Origin of the sequence: Nocardioides exalbidus (genome assembly GCF_900105585.1) — a bacterium.
Lineage (GTDB): Bacteria > Actinomycetota > Actinomycetes > Propionibacteriales > Nocardioidaceae > Nocardioides > Nocardioides exalbidus.
In genome coordinates this window covers 2,329,843-2,345,439 of sequence record NZ_FNRT01000002.1, presented here as the reverse complement: position 1 = coordinate 2,345,439, position 15,597 = coordinate 2,329,843, and the positions used below count along the sequence as shown (strand labels likewise).

The following is a 15,597-nucleotide window of genomic DNA, read 5'->3' as shown; positions in this document are numbered from 1 at the left end:
GACAGGAGGATAGGTGCGTCCTACGCTCCCGACATGGCACCGGCCCTCCACGACCTCTGGGACTTCGACGACCCCGCCGGCTCCGAGGAGCGCTTCCGGGCCCTCGCCGCGACGGCCGGCGACCCGTCGGCGGCGTACGCCATGACGCAGGTGGCACGCGCGCTCGGGCTGCAGGAGAGGTACGCCGACGGGCACGCCGTGCTCGACGCGATCGAGGCGGCCGACCCGGAGGGCGTCGTCCGGGTCGCGCTCGAGCGGGGCCGGTTGCTGCGCTCGGCGGGTGACGAGGCCGGGTCGCGGCCGCTGTTCGAGCAGGCGGCGCGGGCCGCGGCGGAGGCGGGCCTCGAGGAGCTCGAGGTGGACGCCCTCCACATGGTGGCGCTCGTGGTCGAGCCCCCCGGACCGGCTGGCGGCCCAGCAGGTGGCCCTGGACCGCGCGCGGGCCGCCTCCTCCCCCGTCGCCCTCGACTGGGACGCGTCGCTGCTCCACAACATCGGGATGGTCCACGCGGATGCGGGCGACCACGAGGCCGCACTGGTGGCGTTCGAGGAGGCACTGGAGGCACGCATGCGGATCGGCGACCCGGCGCGTACCCGCGTCGCGCGCTGGATGGTCGGGTGGACCCTCCGCCTCCTGGGCGAGACCGAGCGGGCACGGGACATCCAGCGGGCGCTCAAGGACGAGCTCGACGCGATCGGCGAGGTCGACCCCTACGTCGACGAGGAGCTCGCGCTCCTGGGTGGCTGAGCCTCAGTTCGTGCGGCGGTAGACGTAGTCGACGATGTCGCGGCCGACCTCGACGCCCTTGCGCTCGAAGCGGGTGACCGGGCGCTCGGCCCAGCGCTCGACCGGACCGCCCTCCAGCGTCGGCTCGGCGTCGAGCACCTCGCGCATCTGCTCGGCGTAGTCGGCCCAGTCGGTCGCGAGCCGCCATGCCCCGCCGGGCACGAGCCTCGAGGAGACGAGCGCGGCGTTGGCCGGGTTCACCAGGCGGCGCTTGTGGTGCTTGGTCTTGCGCCACGGGTCGGGGAAGAACGTCCACAGCTCGGCGAGGCTCGACGGCGCCAGCAGGTGCTCGAGCGACCAGACGGCGTCGACCGAGCAGAACCGGACGTTGTCGGCGCCGGCCTCGGCCACCCGCCACAGCGAGTCCGCGACTCCCGGCAGCCAGACCTCGAGGGCGAGCACGTTGTGGTCCGGCCGGGCGGCGGCCAGCACCGCCGTGGCCTCGCCGATGCCGGAGCCGATCTCCACGATCAGCGGCGCCTCGCGGCCGAACCGCTCGGCGAGCGAGAAGCCGGGCCTGTCCACGGCCTCCTCCGGGATCACCCAGTCGGCCTGGTGCGCCGCCCACGACTCGGCCTGCCGCGGGGTGAAGCGACTGCCGCGCCGGGAGTAGGTGAGGACCTCGCGCATGCGACGCCCGTCCTCGGTGAGCTTGTGGTGCGGGCGAGCGGGGCGGACGACGTCGTTCACGCGAGGCATCCTCCCCCGCTCACCCGGGGCCGGTCACATCGAGGCGAGCGCCCATGTCAGAGGTGGGCGAGGGCTCCCGTCAGCACCGAGCGGAGGCGCTGCTCGATGTCGTCGAACTCGGGCTGGCCGATGATCAGCGGCGGCGCGAGCTGGATGACCGGGTCGCCGCGGTCGTCGGCGCGGCAGTAGAGCCCGGCCTCCCAGAGCGCACCCGAGAGGTAGCCGCGCAGGAGCCGCTCGGACTCCGCCTCGTCGAAGGTCTCCTTGGTCTCGCGGTCCTTCACCAGCTCGATGCCGTAGAAGTAGCCGTGGCCACGGACGTCGCCGACGATCGGGATGTCGAGCAGCTTCTCCAGGGTGGCGCGGAACGCCGGGGCGTTCTGCTGCACGTGGGCGTTGAGCCCCTCGCGCTCGAAGATGTCGAGGTTGGCCATCGCGACGGCCGAGGACACGGGGTGCCCGCCGAACGTGTAGCCGTGGGCGTAGGACGTGGTGCCGGACTTGAAGGGCTCGAAGAGCCGGTCGCTGGCGATCATCGCGCCGATCGGCGAGTAGCCCGAGGTCATGCCCTTGGCGCAGGTGATGATGTCGGGCTGGTAGCCGAACTCGGAGGCGCCGAACATCTCCCCCACGCGGCCGAAGGCGCAGATGACCTCGTCGGAGACGAGCAGGACGTCGTACTCGTCGCAGATCTCGCGGACCCGCTCGAAGTAGCCGGGCGGCGGCGGGAAGCACCCGCCGGCGTTCTGGACGGGCTCGAGGAAGACGGCGGCGACCGTGTCGGGGCCCTCGAACTCGATGGCCTCGGCGATCCGGTCGGCGGCCCAGCGGCCGAAGGCCTTCTCGTCGTCGCCGACGTAGTCGGGACGGCGGTAGAAGTTCGTGTTGGGCACCTTGTGCGCGCCCGGGACCAGCGGCTCGAACATCTCCTTCAGCGGCGGGATGCCGGTGATGGAGAGCGCGCCCTGCGGGGTGCCGTGGTAGGCGACGGCCCGCGAGATCACCTTGTGCTTGTTGGGCTTGCCGGTGAGCTTGAAGTACTGCTTGGCCAGCTTCCAGGCCGACTCGACCGCCTCGCCGCCGCCGGTGGTGAAGAAGACGCGGTTGAGGTCGCCGGGTGCCATCGAGGCGATCCGGTCGGCGAGCTCGACGGCCTTCGGGTGCGCGAAGGACCAGAGCGGGAAGAAGGCGAGCTCCTTCGCCTGCCGGGCGGCCGCCTCGGCGAGCTCCTCGCGGCCGTGGCCGACCTGGACGACGAAGAGGCCCGCGAGGCCGTCGATGTACTCGCGACCGTGGCTGTCCCAGATCCTGTGGCCCTCCCCCTTCACGATCAGCGGCATCTCGCCGCCGTTCTCGTAGGTCGAGTGCCGGGTGAAGTGCAGCCACAGGTGGTCGCGACCGGCGGTCTGATAGTCGAAGGACGGATCGGTGCTCATCGGGTGCCCCAGTTGTAGTGCTGCTTGTTGAGCTTGAGGTAGACGAAGGTCTCGGAGGAGACCACGCCGTCGAGCTCTCGGATCTGGCGGATGACGTCGAGCAGGTGGGGATCGTCCTCGCACACGACCTCGACGAGGAGGTCGAAGCTGCCGGCGGTGGTGACGACGTAGTCGACCTCGCGCACCTCGGCGAGGCGGTCGCCCACCTTCATCGGGTCGCCCTCGGTGCGCACGCCGATCATCGCCTGGCGGGTGAACCCGACCTGCGTCGGATCGGTGACCGCGACGACCTGCATCACCTCGGAGTCGAGCAGCTTCTGGACCCGCGCCCGGGCGGCGGCCTCGGACAGGCCGACCGCCTTCGCGATGGCGGCGTAGGAGATCCGGCCGTCCTCCTGGAGCAGCTCGATGATGCGCTTGGCGGTCGCATCGAGGCGCACAGATGGCTCGGTCATGGGCCCCATGGTGGGGTGCGCGCCGCCTTCTCCGCAAGCCGACTTGCGCGGAATCCGCATTTCAGACTCGTTAAATCTGCGATTACCGCACTTTTGTTGCGGACAACTATGGAGTTCGGTCCCGCACCCGTCCTAGTCTCCCAGCACCGCACCCGATCGGGAGGACCCCTCGTGACCAGCCCTCGCACGCTCCGCAACTTCATCGGTGGCGCCTACGTCCCCGGTGCCGGCTCGACCAGCGACGTGGTCAACCCCGCCACCGGCGGGGTCGTGGCCCAGGCTCCGGTCAGCGGCGGCGAGGAGGTCGACGCGGCCTACGCGGCAGCCGGCGCGGCGTTCGAGGAGTGGGGCAGCACGACGCCCAGCGAGCGCCAGTTGGCGCTGCTCAAGCTCGCGGACTCGATCGAGGCCCACGCCGAGGAGCTCATCGACCTCGAGTCCGAGAACACCGGCAAGATCAAGGCGCTCACCGCGAGCGAGGAGATCCCGCCGATGGTCGACCAGCTCCGGTTCTTCGCCGGCGCCGCACGGGTCCTGGAGGGCAAGGCGGCCGGCGAGTACATGGCGGGCCACACGTCGTGGATCCGCCGCGAGCCGATCGGCGTCGTCGGCCAGGTGACGCCGTGGAACTACCCGCTGCTGATGGCGGTGTGGAAGATCGGGCCGGCGCTGGCGGCGGGCAACACCGTCGTCCTGAAGCCGAGCGACACCACGCCGGAGAGCACCCTGCGGCTGGCCGAGCTCGCCTCGGAGTTCCTCCCGGCCGGCACGCTCAACGTCGTCACCGGCGACCGCGAGACCGGCCGGCTGCTCGTCGAGCACCCGACCCCGAGCCTGGTCGCGATCACCGGGTCGGTGCGCGCGGGTGCCGAGGTCGCCGCGAGCGCGGCGCCGAACATCAAGCGCGTGCACCTCGAGCTCGGCGGCAAGGCGCCGGTCGTGGTCTTCGACGACGCCGACATCGAGGCGGCCGTCGAGGGCATCGCCATCGCCGGCTACTTCAACGCCGGCCAGGACTGCACGGCCGCCACCCGCGTGCTGGCCGCGCCCGGCATCCACGACGACTTCGTCGCGGCGCTCGCGGACTATGCGCGGAGCCAGGCGCCGGTCGGCCTGCCGGACGACGAGGACGCCCTGTTCGGGCCGGTCAACAACGCCCGGCAGCTGGCCCACGTCAGCAGCTTCATCGAGGACCTGCCCCCACACGCGACCGTGTCGGCGGGAGGGAACCGGCGTACGGACCTGGGCGCGGGCTACTACCTCGAGCCCACGGTCCTCTCGGGCCTGCGTCAGGACGACGCCGCCATCCAGAACGAGATCTTCGGCCCGGTGATCACCGTGCAGAAGTTCTCCGACGAGGCCGAGGCGGTCCGCTGGGCCAACGGCGTCGACTACGGGCTCGCGTCGTCGGTGTGGACCAAGGACTTCGGGCGCGCGATGCGGATGTCGAAGGCACTCGACTTCGGCTGCGTGTGGATCAACACCCACATCCCGCTCGTCGCGGAGATGCCCCACGGCGGCTACAAGAAGTCGGGCTACGGCAAGGACCTGTCGATGTACGGCTTCGAGGACTACACCCGCGTCAAGCACGTGATGGCCAACATCGAGAGCTGACCACACGTCTCGAGGCACGGCACCACCGGACCACCAGCACACCGGGCACGACACCAGACACCACTCGGGCTGAGAGCAGGGGACCAGAACTGATGACACCGATCGCGCGCCGCCCCCGGCGCCCGCTGTCGCCACCGGCAGCCGCCCTGACCCAGGCGATGTCCGGCCCGATGAGCCGCCGTGCGCTGCTCGGATCCGGCCTCGCCGCCGGCTCGGTCGCCGCACTGTCCGCGTGCGCGCCGCCCGAGCCGCCGTCCGGAGGTGCCGCCGCGCTCGACCTGCCGAAGGACGTCTCCGACACGGACAAGACGCTCAAGTGGGCGAACTGGACGGCGTACCTCGACATGAACGGGAAGGAGACGTCGTCCCCGACCCTCGAGGCCTTCATGCAGCAGACCGGCATCGAGGTCAGCTACAGCGAGGACGTCGACGACAACGACTCCTACTACGCCAAGGTCGGCCCGCAGCTGCGCGCCGGCCAGAGCATCGACCGTGACATCTTCACCTTCACCGACTGGATGGCGGCGCGGGTCATCCGCGACCAGCTGTGCCAGCCGCTCGAGCTGATCCAGATGCCGAACGTCGTCAGCAACCTGCTGCAGCCGCTCAAGGACGTCTCCTTCGACCCCGGGCGCGAGCACTCCATCACCTGGCAGAGCGGCTTCGCCGGCATCGGCTACAACAAGGCGAAGGTCGGACGCGAGCTCAAGTCGCTCGACGACCTCTGGACCGACGACCTCAAGGGCCGCATCGTCGTGCTGTCGGAGATGCGCGACACCGCCGGCCTGGTCATGCAGTCGCAGGGCGTCGACATCGACAGCGACTGGGGCAGGGCGGAGTTCGAGAAGGCGCTGGACTTCATCGAGCAGAAGATCGAGGAGGGCTACATCCGCAAGGTGAAGGGCAACTCCTACATGGAGGACCTCACCAGCGGAAACGCCGTCGCCGGCATCACGTGGAGCGGCGACATCTTCGTGCTCGCCGCGGACACCGGTGACGACAACTGGACGTTCACTATCCCCGAGTCCGGCGGCACGCTGTGGTCGGACAATCTGATGGTGCCGATCACCTCGACGCACCGGCGCAACGCCGAGACGCTGATGAACTACTACTACGACCCGGCCGTCGCGGCCCAGGTCGCGGCCTGGGTCAACTACGTCTGCCCGGTCGACGGCGCCCAGGCGGAGATGGAGAAGATCGACCCCACGCTGGCCGAGAGCCCGTTCATCTTCCCCACCGCCGACTACATCGCCGAGCACAACATCCAGTCCTTCCGGGTGCTCGACTCCGACGAGGACATCGAGTTCGCCGACCTGTGGTCCACGAAGGTGATGGGGAACTGACATGGCCGGATTCCGTGAGGCGCGCGGCGACCTCAAGCTCGAGAGCGTGACCAAGTCGTTCGGCGACTTCACCGCCGTCGACGACATCGACCTACTGGTCCCCCGGGGCTCGTTCTTCGCCCTGCTCGGCCCGTCGGGGTGCGGCAAGACGACGTCGCTGCGGATGATCGCCGGGCTGGAGCAGCCGACGTCGGGTCGGGTGATGATCGGCGACACCGAGCTCACCGGCTCACGGCCCTACGAGCGGCCCGTCAACACCGTCTTCCAGTCCTACGCGCTCTTCCCGCACCTGACGATCCGCGACAACGTCGCCTTCGGCCCCAAGCGCCGCAAGGACAAGGACGCCATGACGCGTGCCGACGAGGCGCTCGAGCTCGTGCAGATGACGCAGTTCGCCCGGCGCAAGCCGTCCCAGCTCTCGGGCGGCCAGCAGCAGCGCGTGGCCCTGGCGCGGGCGCTGGTCAACCACCCGGAGGTGCTGCTGCTCGACGAGCCGCTCGGCGCCCTCGACCTCAAGCTGCGCCGCGAGATGCAGGTCGAGCTGAAGCGGATCCAGACCGAGGTCGGGCTCACCTTCATCCACGTCACCCACGACCAGGAGGAGGCCATGACCATGGCCGACACCGTCGCGGTGATGAACAAGGGCCGCATCGAGCAGCTCGGTCCCCCGGCCCAGCTCTACGACCTCCCCCTCACCCGCTTCGTGGCCAACTTCCTGGGCCAGGCCAACACCGGCGTCGGCACGATCGAGGGCACGGACGGCGACCACCTCGTCACCGACGTCCTCGGGACGAAGGTGAAGATCTCGAGGTCCCGCTCGCAGGTGCACGAGGGCGAGGTGCTGTTCGGCGTACGTCCCGAGAAGGTGACGGTGTCGCGCAAGCAGCCCGACGGGGTCGGCAACGACGTCAAGGGCGTGGTCCGCGACGTGTCGTTCCTCGGTGTCGCCACCACCTACCTCGTCGACATGCCCAGCGGCGCCACGTGGAGCTGCTACGAGCAGAACCTCGACGTCGAGCCCGTCGACCTGCGCCCCGGCGACGAGGTGTGGCTGACGTGGAACCCCGGCCACGCCTTCGGCGTGCCGGTCGGGGAGGCGTGAGCAGATGAGCGCCATCGCCCAGGTCGCGGGCGACCCGTCCGTCGACCCGGCGGCGCCCGCCCCCGAGACCGCCAAGCGCAGCTGGACGGCCTACCTCCTGCTGCTGCCCGGTGTCCTGTGGCTCGGCGTCTTCTTCATCCTGCCGCTGGTGCAGCTCGCGTCGGTGAGCCTGCAGAGCCAGTTCCCCGGCTTCGCCGGCTACTACTACCGCGACCTCAACTTCGGGAACTACGTCGACGCGCTGACCGACTACGCGCCGCACTTCGCGCGCTCGTTCGTGTACGCCGGCCTCGCCACGTTCCTCGCGTTCGTCGTCGCCTACCCGCTCGCCTACGCGATGGCGTTCAAGGCCGGGAGGTGGCGCAACCTGATGATGATCTGCGTCGTCGCGCCGTTCTTCACCTCCTTCATCCTGCGCACCTTCGCGTGGTCGCAGATCCTCGCCGACGAGGGCTGGGTGGCGCAGACGCTGAACTTCCTGCACCTGCTGCCGAACGGCCACATCATCAACACGCCGGTCGCCGTGGTCGCGGGCCTCACCTACAACTTCCTGCCGTTCATGGTGCTGCCGATCTACGCCTCGCTCGAGCGGGCCGACCCGCGCATCATCGAGGCCGGCGGCGACCTCTACGCCAACGGCTTCACGACCTTCCGCACGGTGACCCTGCCGATGTCGATGCCAGGCGTGCTCGCCGGCACCCTGCTCACCTTCATCCCGGCCGCGGGTGACTTCGTCAACATGGAGCTGCTCGGCCCCCAGCGCGGGAAGATGGTCGGCAACGTGATCAACGACCAGTTCCTCGCCGTGCCGGGCGGCTACCCGGTCGCCGCCGCCCTGTCGTTCACCCTGATGGCGGCGATCCTGGCGATGGTGTTCCTCTATGTGCGCCGCTTCGGCACCGACGAGCTGATCTGAGGTGGCCGACATGACGACGTCCTCCGCAACCTCACCGGCGTACCGGCCCTCGGCTGCGAAGCGGGCCCAGCTCTGGCTGGCCAACCACTTCGCGGTGATCTCGGCGATCCTGGTGCTGCTCTACCTGTTCCTGCCGGTGGCCTACACCTTCGCGTTCTCCTTCAACGACCACGGCAAGACCAACATCGTGTGGCAGGGCTTCACGTGGAAGCACTGGCAGGACCCGTGCCGGGTCGCCGGCGCCTGCGAGTCGCTGGTCACGTCGCTGCAGGTCGGCGTGATCTCCACGGTCGTCGCGACGGTGCTCGGCACGATGATGGCGCTGGCGATGGTGCGCTACAAGTTCCGCGGCAAGGCCGCCAGCAACCTGCTGATCTTCGTGCCGATGGCGACCCCCGAGATCGTGATGGGCGCGGCCCTGCTGACGATCTTCGTGCAGGGCTTCACCAACATCGGGATCAGCCTCGGCTTCGGCACGATCGTGTTCGCGCACGTGATGTTCTGCCTGAGCTTCGTGGTCGTCACGGTGAAGGCACGCATCCAGTCCCTCGACCCCCGGATCGAGGAGGCCGCCCAGGACCTCTACGCGGGTCCGATGGAGACCTTCTGGAAGGTCACCTTCCCGCTGATCCTGCCCGGCATCGCGGGCGCCGCGATGCTGGCCTTCTCGCTGTCGTTCGACGACTTCATCATCACCAACTTCGTCTCCGGCAACGAGTCCACGTTCCCCAAGTTCGTCTACGTCGCGTCGCGTCGTGGCATCCCTGCCGAGGCCAACGTCATCGGCTTCTCGATGTTCGTGCTCGCCGTCCTGCTCGTCATCGGCGCGCAGGTCGTGAGCTCGTTGCGGGCATCCAAGTACAAGGAGTGAGTGAGCAAGTGCCGGAACCCATGCGGGTCCTGATGGTCGGAGCGGGTGGCGTCGGCGACGCCGCAGCCCGGATCGCCGTCGAGCGTGACTACTTCGAGGCCTGGGTCGTCGCCGACTACGACCTCGCCCGGGCCGAGCGCACCGTCGAGGCGGCGCGCGGACGGCGCGAGGGCGAGGAGCGGTTCAGCGCCGCGCAGGTCGACGCCTCCGACGCCGACGCCGTGGCCGCGCTCGCGCGCGAGGTGCGGGCCACGCACGTCTTCAACGCCGTCGACCCGCGCTTCGTGATGCCGATCTTCACCGGCGCGCTGGCCGCGGACGCCCACTACCTCGACATGGCGATGAGCCTGTCGGTGCGCCACCCCGAGGAGCCCTACGCCAAGGTCGGCGTGAAGCTCGGCGACGAGCAGTTCGCGCTCGCTGGCGAGTGGGAGCGGGCCGGCCGGCTGGCGCTGCTCGGGATCGGCGTCGAGCCCGGGCTCTCCGACGTCTTCGCGCGCTACGCGGCCGACGAGCTCTTCGACCACATCGACGAGCTCGGCACCCGCGACGGCGCCAACCTGGTCATCCGCGACGACGACGGCAACGAGGTCTTCGCACCCGGCTTCTCGATGTGGACGATCATCGAGGAGTGCCTCAACCCGCCGGTCGTGTGGGAGAGGGCCCGCGGCAACGGCGACCTCGAGGAGGGGTTCTTCACGCTGCCGCCCTTCTCCGAGCCCGAGGTCTTCGACTTCCCCGAGGGCATCGGTCCGGTCGAGTGCGTGCACGTCGAGCACGAGGAGGTGCTGCTCATGCCGCGCTGGGTCGAGGCCGACCGCGTGACGTTCAAGTACGGCCTGGGCGAGGAGATGATCGGCATCCTGCGCACCCTCCACACGCTCGGCCTCGACTCCACCGAGCCGGTCAGTGTCAAGGGCGTGCAGGTCTCCCCGCGCGACGTCGTCGCCGCGTGCCTGCCCGACCCCGCGACGATCGGCCCCCGGATGGAGGGCAAGACCTGCGCCGGGATGTTCGTCACCGGCACCGGCAAGGACGGCCAGCCACGCTCGACGTACCTCTACCACGTGGTCGACAACGCCGACTCGATGCGCGACTACGGCGCGCAGTGCGTCGTGTGGCAGACCGCGATCAACCCCGTCGTCGCGCTGGAGCTCCTCGCCGACGGCACCTGGTCGGGCACCGGTGTGCTCGGCCCCGAGGCGCTGCCCCCCAGGCCGTTCCTCGACCTGCTCGCAGCACCGAAGCCCGAGGGGTACGGATCCCCGTGGGGAATGGAGGACAGGGCATGACGCTCTCCCAGGAACGCATCCTCGCCACGGAGATCCCGGGCCCGAAGTCGCAGTCGCTGCAGGCCCGCAAGGTCGCGAGCGTCTCCGCCGGCGTCGGCACGACGCTGCCGGTCTACGTCGAGCAGGCGGGTGGCGGCATCCTCCGCGACGTCGACGGCAACCAGCTCATCGACTTCGGCTCGGGCATCGCGGTGACGACGGTGGGCAACGCCTCGCCGCGGGTGGTCGAGGCCGTGCAGCGGCAGGTCGCCGACTTCACCCACACCTGCTTCATGGTGACGCCCTACGAGGAGTACGTCGCGGTCTGCGAGAAGCTCGCCGAGCTCACGCCGGGCGACCACGAGAAGCGCTCGGCGCTCTTCAACTCCGGCGCCGAGGCGGTGGAGAACGCGGTCAAGGTCGCGCGCCACCACACCGGCCGCGACGCGATCGTCGTCTTCGACCACGCCTACCACGGGCGGACGAACCTCACGATGGCGCTGACCGCGAAGAACATGCCCTACAAGCACGGCTTCGGACCCTTCGCCGGCGAGATCTACCGCTCCCCCATGGCCTACCCCTACCGCTGGCCGGGTGGAGCCGAGGCGTGCGCCGACGAGGCGTTCGACGCCTTCGTCTCGACCGTGCACGCGCAGGTCGGCGAGGACAACTGCGCGGCCGTGCTGATCGAGCCGATCCAGGGCGAGGGCGGCTTCATCGTCCCGCCGCCGGGCTGGCTCAAGCGGGTCTCCGAGTGGTGCACCGAGCACGGCATCCTGCTCATCGCCGACGAGATCCAGACCGGCTTCGCGCGCACCGGCGACTGGTTCGCGTGCGACCACGAGGGCGTCGTCCCCGACCTCGTCACCACCGCCAAGGGCATGGCCGGCGGGCTCCCGCTGGCCGCCGTCACCGGACGCGCCGAGGTGATGGACTCCGTCCACGTCGGTGGACTCGGCGGCACCTACGGCGGCAACCCGGTCGCGTGCGCGGCCGCCCTCGCCGCCATCGAGACGATGGAGGCCTCCGACCTGCCGGCCCGCGCCCGCGAGATCGAGGCGATCTTCCTGCCCCGGCTGCGCGCACTCGCGGAGCGTCACCCCGACCGCGTGGGCGACATCCGCGGTCGCGGCGCGATGCTGGCGGTCGAGCTCGTCAGCGACGGCCCCGGTCGTACGCCGGACGCGGCGCTCGCCGGCGCGGTCCACCGGGCCTGCTCGGCCGAGGGCCTGGTGACGCTCACCTGCGGCACCTTCGGCAACGTGTTCCGCTTCCTGCCGCCGCTGGCCATCGGCGACGACCTCCTGGTCGAGGGCCTCGACATCTTCGAGGCCGCCTTCGACGCCGCGGCCGGCTCGGACGGGGCTGGCAAGGTGGGGGCATGACCAGCAACGAGCCCGTGATCGCGACCGTCCCGACCCGCCTCCTCATCGGTGGAGAGTGGGTCGACGCGAGCGGCGGCGCCACCTTCGAGGTGACCAACCCGGCCAACGACGAGGTGCTCACGAGCGTCGCCGACGCCACGCCGGCCGACGGCGAGCGCGCTCTCGCAGCCGCGGCAGGCGCCCAGGCGGAGTGGCGGGCGACCGAGCCCCGCAAGCGCGGCGAGATCCTGCGCAGCGCCTTCGAGCTGGTCACCGAGCGGGCCGACGACTTCGCCCGCCTGATGACGCTCGAGATGGGCAAGGCCCTGCCCGAGGCGAAGGGCGAGGTGGCCTACGGCGCGGAGTTCTTCCGCTGGTTCTCCGAGGAGGCGGTCCGCATCCACGGCCGCTACGCCGAGGCGCCCGCCGGCAACACCCGCCTGATCACGATGAAGGGCCCGGTCGGCCCGACGCTGATGATCACGCCCTGGAACTTCCCGCTCGCCATGGGCACGCGCAAGATCGGCCCGGCGATCGCCGCCGGCTGCACGATGGTGGTCAAGCCGGCCGCGGAGACCCCGCTCACGATGCTGGCGCTCGCCGGCCTGATGGAGGAGGTGGGCCTGCCCAAGGGCGTGCTCAACGTGATCACCACGACCGACTCGGGCGGCGTCTGCGAGCCGATCATCAAGGACTCCCGGCTGCGCAAGCTGACCTTCACCGGGTCGACGGCCGTGGGCAAGAAGCTCGTCGCACAGGCCTCCGACCAGCTGCTGCGGGTCTCGATGGAGCTCGGCGGCAACGCTCCCTTCATCGTCTTCGGCGACGCCGACCTCGACGCCGCCGTCGACGGTGCGATGCTCGCCAAGATGCGCAACATCGGCGAGGCCTGCACCTCGGCCAACCGCTTCCTGGTCCACTCGGCCGTCGCCGAGGAGTTCGCCGAGAAGCTCGCCGCGCGGATGGGAGCGATGACGGTCGGCGACGGCACCCAGGAGGGCGTCGAGGTCGGCCCGCTCATCACCGAGAAGGCCCGCACCGGCGTCCACGAGCTCGTCGAGGACGCCGTCTCCGCGGGCGCGAAGGCCGTCGTGGGTGGGGCGATCCCCGAGGGCCCCGGTCACTTCTACCCGCCCACCGTGCTGGTCGACGTACCGGCCACGGCGCGGGTGTTCCGCGAGGAGATCTTCGGCCCCGTCGCGCCGATCACCACCTTCGACAGCGAGGAGGAGGCGATCGCGCGTGCCAACGACACGGAGTACGGCCTGGTCGCCTACGTCTTCTCGAAGGCGCACGCCCGCGTGCTGCGGGTGAGCGAGGCGCTGGAGTTCGGCATGGTCGGGGTCAACACCGGCATCGTCTCCAACCCGGCCGCGCCGTTCGGAGGCGTCAAGCACTCCGGGTTCGGCCGCGAGGGCGGGTTCGAGGGGATCGAGGAGTACCTCGAGACCAAGTACGTCGGCAGCGCGATGTGAGCCGGCGGTGACGATCGACCGCACACGGCTGGCCTCGCTGCGGGCTGCGGAGGAACAACGCTTCGTCGACCTCCACCCGACCTCGGCGAGACTGGCCGCCGAGGCCGGCCAGCACCTCCTCGCCGGGGTCCCGATGCCGTGGATGACCCGCTGGCCGGGCTCGTTCCCGCTCTTCGTGGAGTCGGCCGGAGGCGGCGGATTCACCGACGTCGACGGCATCACCTACGTGGACCTGTGCCTCGGCGACACCGGCTCGATGACCGGCCACTGCCTGCCCGCCGTCGCCGACGCGGTCCGCGAGCGGACCGAGCGCGGGATCACCACGATGCTGCCGTCCACCGACGCGGCCTGGGTCGCGGCCGAGCTCAGCCGGCGCTTCGGGCTGCCCCGGTGGCAGATGGCGATGACCGCCACCGACGCCAACCGGTTCGTGCTCCGCTTCGCGCGCCACCTCACCGGACGGCCGCGGATCGCGGTCATGGACTGGTGCTACCACGGCACCGTCGACGAGACGCTGGGCGTGCTCGAGCACGGCCGCGCCGGCGACCGCGTCGTACCCCGCCCCGGAGCGCTCGGCCCGCAGGTCGACGTGTCGGTCACGACCGCGGTCGTGCCCTTCAACGACCTCGACGCCCTCGGCGCCCGGCTCGCCGAGGGTGACGTCGCGTGCCTGCTCATGGAGCCAGCCCTGACCAACATCGGCATCGTGCTGCCCGACGAGGGCTACCTCGCCGGCGTCCGCGAGATCACCCGGAGGCACGGCGTGCTGCTGGTCAACGACGAGACGCACACCATCTGCGCCGGCCCGGGCGGCGCGACCGCGGCCTGGGACCTCGACCCCGACCTCGTGGTGATCGGCAAGCCGATCGGCGGCGGCATCCCCGTCGCCGCCTACGGCATGAGCGCCGAGGTCGCGGCGCGGCTCGAGGGCCCGATGCTCGGCCACGACATCGACGTCGCGGGCGTCGGCGGCACCCTGTCCGGCTCGGCCCTCGCGATGGCCGCGGTCCGGGCCACCCTGTCGACGGCCCTGCGGCAGGAGGACTTCGACGTCGCGATCCCGCTGGCGGTGTCGTTCACCGCCGGCATCCAGGACGTCATCGATGAGCACGGGCTGCCGTGGCACGTCCAGCGTCTCGGCTGCCGGGCGGAGTACTGGTTCTGCCCGCCCCCACGCGCGGGCGCCGAGGCGGCTGCCGCCGTCGACGAGGAGCTCGACGCGTTCTTCCACCTCTGGACGGTCAACCGCGGCGTCCTGCTCGCGCCGTTCCACAACATGTCGCTGTTCTCGCCCTTCCACACCCGCGCCGACGTCGACGCGCACACCTCGGCGTTCCGGGGCGCCGTGGAGGCGCTGCTCGGATGACCGGCCAGCGGCGGGTGCCGGGCGACGTCCTCGTCCACCTGCGCAGGGCGCGTGACCACCTCGACCGGCACTTCGCCGAGCCGTTCGACCTCGACCACCTCGCGGGGCTCGCCGGGATGAGCCGGTTCCACTTCACCCGGTCGTTCGCGACGACGTACCGCACGACGCCGGCCGCCTACCTCGCCGAGCGCCGGGTCGAACGCGCGCAGGACCTGCTGCGCAGCGCGAACCTGACGGTGACCGAGGTGTGCCACGCGGTGGGCTACAGCAGCCTCGGGTCGTTCAGCTCGAGGTTCCGCGAGATCGTCGGCGAGAGCCCGAGCGACTTCCAGCGGAGGTACGCCGTCGCCGGCAACCCGCGCATCCCCGGGTGCTACGTCTTCATGGCCGGCCTCGTCGAGCGCGGGAGAGCAACACAGGAGAAGCACGACGGCGGCGACCCTTCCTAGGCTCGAGGCATGATCACCAACATCTCCCTCGTGTCCGTCTGGGTGAAGGACATCGACGAGTCCCTCGCCTTCTACACCGGCGTCCTGGGCTTCGAGGTCGGCGACGACCTGCAGCTCGGTCCCGACTTCCGGTGGTGCACCGTCTTCCACCCGAAGCAGCCCGAGGTCCACCTCCACCTCACCACCCCGAGCGGTCCGCTCCCCGACTACCTCATCGAGGCCATGCGCCGTGCCCAGGACGAGGGCGGCCTGCCCGGCGTCGGGATGGACGTCGACGACTGCCGCGCGACCTTCGAGGAGCTCAGGGCCAAGGGCGTCGAGTTCCTCCAGGAGCCCGAGGAGCGGCCCTACGGTGTCGAGGCGCTGATGCGCGACAACTCCGGCAACTGGATGGTGCTCGTCGAGAAGCGGGAGTTCACGCCCGAGGACTTCGAGGGCGTCGACCTGGGCTGACCGGT

Annotated in this window: 16 protein-coding genes; 12 read left to right on the top strand and 4 right to left on the bottom strand. The window is 70.5% G+C overall.

The genetic code is table 11. The features are described 5' to 3' along the window. Nucleotides 1-20: 20 nt before the first annotated feature. Entirely contained in the window at nucleotides 21-374 is a 354-nt protein-coding gene (locus tag BLV76_RS11535; RefSeq protein ID WP_090969257.1) for a hypothetical protein, read from the bottom strand. A 47-nt stretch (nucleotides 375-421) separates the two neighbouring features. Between BLV76_RS11535 and BLV76_RS11530 the strand changes: the two genes are divergently transcribed. After that, nucleotides 422-748 (top strand): tetratricopeptide repeat protein, encoded by a 327-nt coding sequence (locus tag BLV76_RS11530; RefSeq protein ID WP_090969256.1) that lies wholly within the window; start codon nucleotides 422-424, stop codon nucleotides 746-748. 3 nt (nucleotides 749-751) lie between these two features. Here the strand turns inward: BLV76_RS11530 and trmB are convergent, their stop codons facing one another. The 3 genes from trmB to BLV76_RS11515 are packed head-to-tail and all read right to left on the bottom strand — an operon-like array spanning nucleotide 752 to nucleotide 3,368. After that, nucleotides 752-1,477, bottom strand: coding sequence for a tRNA (guanine(46)-N(7))-methyltransferase TrmB (trmB, locus tag BLV76_RS11525; protein ID WP_245734644.1), 726 nt, complete (start codon nucleotides 1,475-1,477; stop codon nucleotides 752-754). A gap of 56 nt (nucleotides 1,478-1,533) precedes the next feature. Beyond that, nucleotides 1,534-2,913, bottom strand: a complete 1,380-nt coding sequence (locus tag BLV76_RS11520; protein ID WP_090969254.1) for an aspartate aminotransferase family protein — start codon at nucleotides 2,911-2,913, stop codon at nucleotides 1,534-1,536. After that, a complete protein-coding gene (locus tag BLV76_RS11515; protein WP_090969253.1) occupies nucleotides 2,910-3,368 on the bottom strand; it encodes an Lrp/AsnC family transcriptional regulator in 459 nt (152 codons plus the stop codon). Before BLV76_RS11515 ends, BLV76_RS11520 begins: the two co-directional genes overlap by 4 nt. 171 nt (nucleotides 3,369-3,539) lie before the next feature. Here BLV76_RS11515 and BLV76_RS11510 point away from each other — a divergent pair, with 171 nt between their 5' ends. From BLV76_RS11510 to BLV76_RS11460, 11 genes are all read left to right on the top strand, one after another. Continuing rightward, on the top strand, nucleotides 3,540-4,982 hold the full coding sequence (locus BLV76_RS11510; RefSeq protein WP_245734643.1) for a gamma-aminobutyraldehyde dehydrogenase: 1,443 nt from the start codon (nucleotides 3,540-3,542) through the stop codon (nucleotides 4,980-4,982). A gap of 92 nt (nucleotides 4,983-5,074) precedes the next feature. Beyond that, the gene (locus BLV76_RS11505) at nucleotides 5,075-6,325 is read left to right on the top strand and encodes an ABC transporter substrate-binding protein (protein ID WP_090969251.1); all 1,251 of its coding nucleotides are present in this window, start codon (nucleotides 5,075-5,077) and stop codon (nucleotides 6,323-6,325) included. Nucleotide 6,326: 1 nt separating this feature from the next. Beyond that, nucleotides 6,327-7,427, top strand: coding sequence for an ABC transporter ATP-binding protein (locus BLV76_RS11500; RefSeq protein WP_090969250.1), 1,101 nt, complete (start codon nucleotides 6,327-6,329; stop codon nucleotides 7,425-7,427). A 4-nt stretch (nucleotides 7,428-7,431) separates the two neighbouring features. Further along, nucleotides 7,432-8,343 carry an ABC transporter permease gene (locus tag BLV76_RS11495; protein WP_090969249.1) on the top strand — a complete coding sequence of 304 codons (912 nt, stop codon included), beginning with the start codon at nucleotides 7,432-7,434 and terminating at the stop codon, nucleotides 8,341-8,343. Between the two features lie 10 nt (nucleotides 8,344-8,353). Continuing rightward, the gene (locus BLV76_RS11490; RefSeq protein ID WP_090972627.1) at nucleotides 8,354-9,214 is read left to right on the top strand and encodes an ABC transporter permease; all 861 of its coding nucleotides are present in this window, start codon (nucleotides 8,354-8,356) and stop codon (nucleotides 9,212-9,214) included. 8 nt (nucleotides 9,215-9,222) lie between these two features. Next, complete coding sequence (locus tag BLV76_RS11485; protein ID WP_245734642.1) at nucleotides 9,223-10,506, top strand: saccharopine dehydrogenase family protein; 1,284 nt, start codon at nucleotides 9,223-9,225, stop codon at nucleotides 10,504-10,506. After that, nucleotides 10,503-11,870 carry a 4-aminobutyrate--2-oxoglutarate transaminase gene (gabT, locus tag BLV76_RS11480; RefSeq protein ID WP_090969247.1) on the top strand — a complete coding sequence of 456 codons (1,368 nt, stop codon included), beginning with the start codon at nucleotides 10,503-10,505 and terminating at the stop codon, nucleotides 11,868-11,870. The genes BLV76_RS11485 and gabT overlap by 4 nt, the downstream gene beginning before the upstream one ends. Next, nucleotides 11,867-13,324 (top strand): NAD-dependent succinate-semialdehyde dehydrogenase, encoded by a 1,458-nt coding sequence (locus tag BLV76_RS11475; RefSeq protein WP_090969246.1) that lies wholly within the window; start codon nucleotides 11,867-11,869, stop codon nucleotides 13,322-13,324. The genes gabT and BLV76_RS11475 overlap by 4 nt, the downstream gene beginning before the upstream one ends. Before the next feature lie 7 nt (nucleotides 13,325-13,331). Continuing rightward, the gene (locus BLV76_RS11470; protein ID WP_090969245.1) at nucleotides 13,332-14,690 is read left to right on the top strand and encodes a transaminase; all 1,359 of its coding nucleotides are present in this window, start codon (nucleotides 13,332-13,334) and stop codon (nucleotides 14,688-14,690) included. Further along, nucleotides 14,687-15,139: a helix-turn-helix domain-containing protein gene (locus BLV76_RS11465; RefSeq protein WP_090969244.1), complete on the top strand. Its 453-nt coding sequence runs from the start codon at nucleotides 14,687-14,689 to the stop codon at nucleotides 15,137-15,139. The genes BLV76_RS11470 and BLV76_RS11465 overlap by 4 nt, the downstream gene beginning before the upstream one ends. Before the next feature lie 9 nt (nucleotides 15,140-15,148). Next, nucleotides 15,149-15,592 (top strand): VOC family protein, encoded by a 444-nt coding sequence (locus tag BLV76_RS11460; RefSeq protein WP_090969243.1) that lies wholly within the window; start codon nucleotides 15,149-15,151, stop codon nucleotides 15,590-15,592. Nucleotides 15,593-15,597 lie beyond the last annotated feature (5 nt).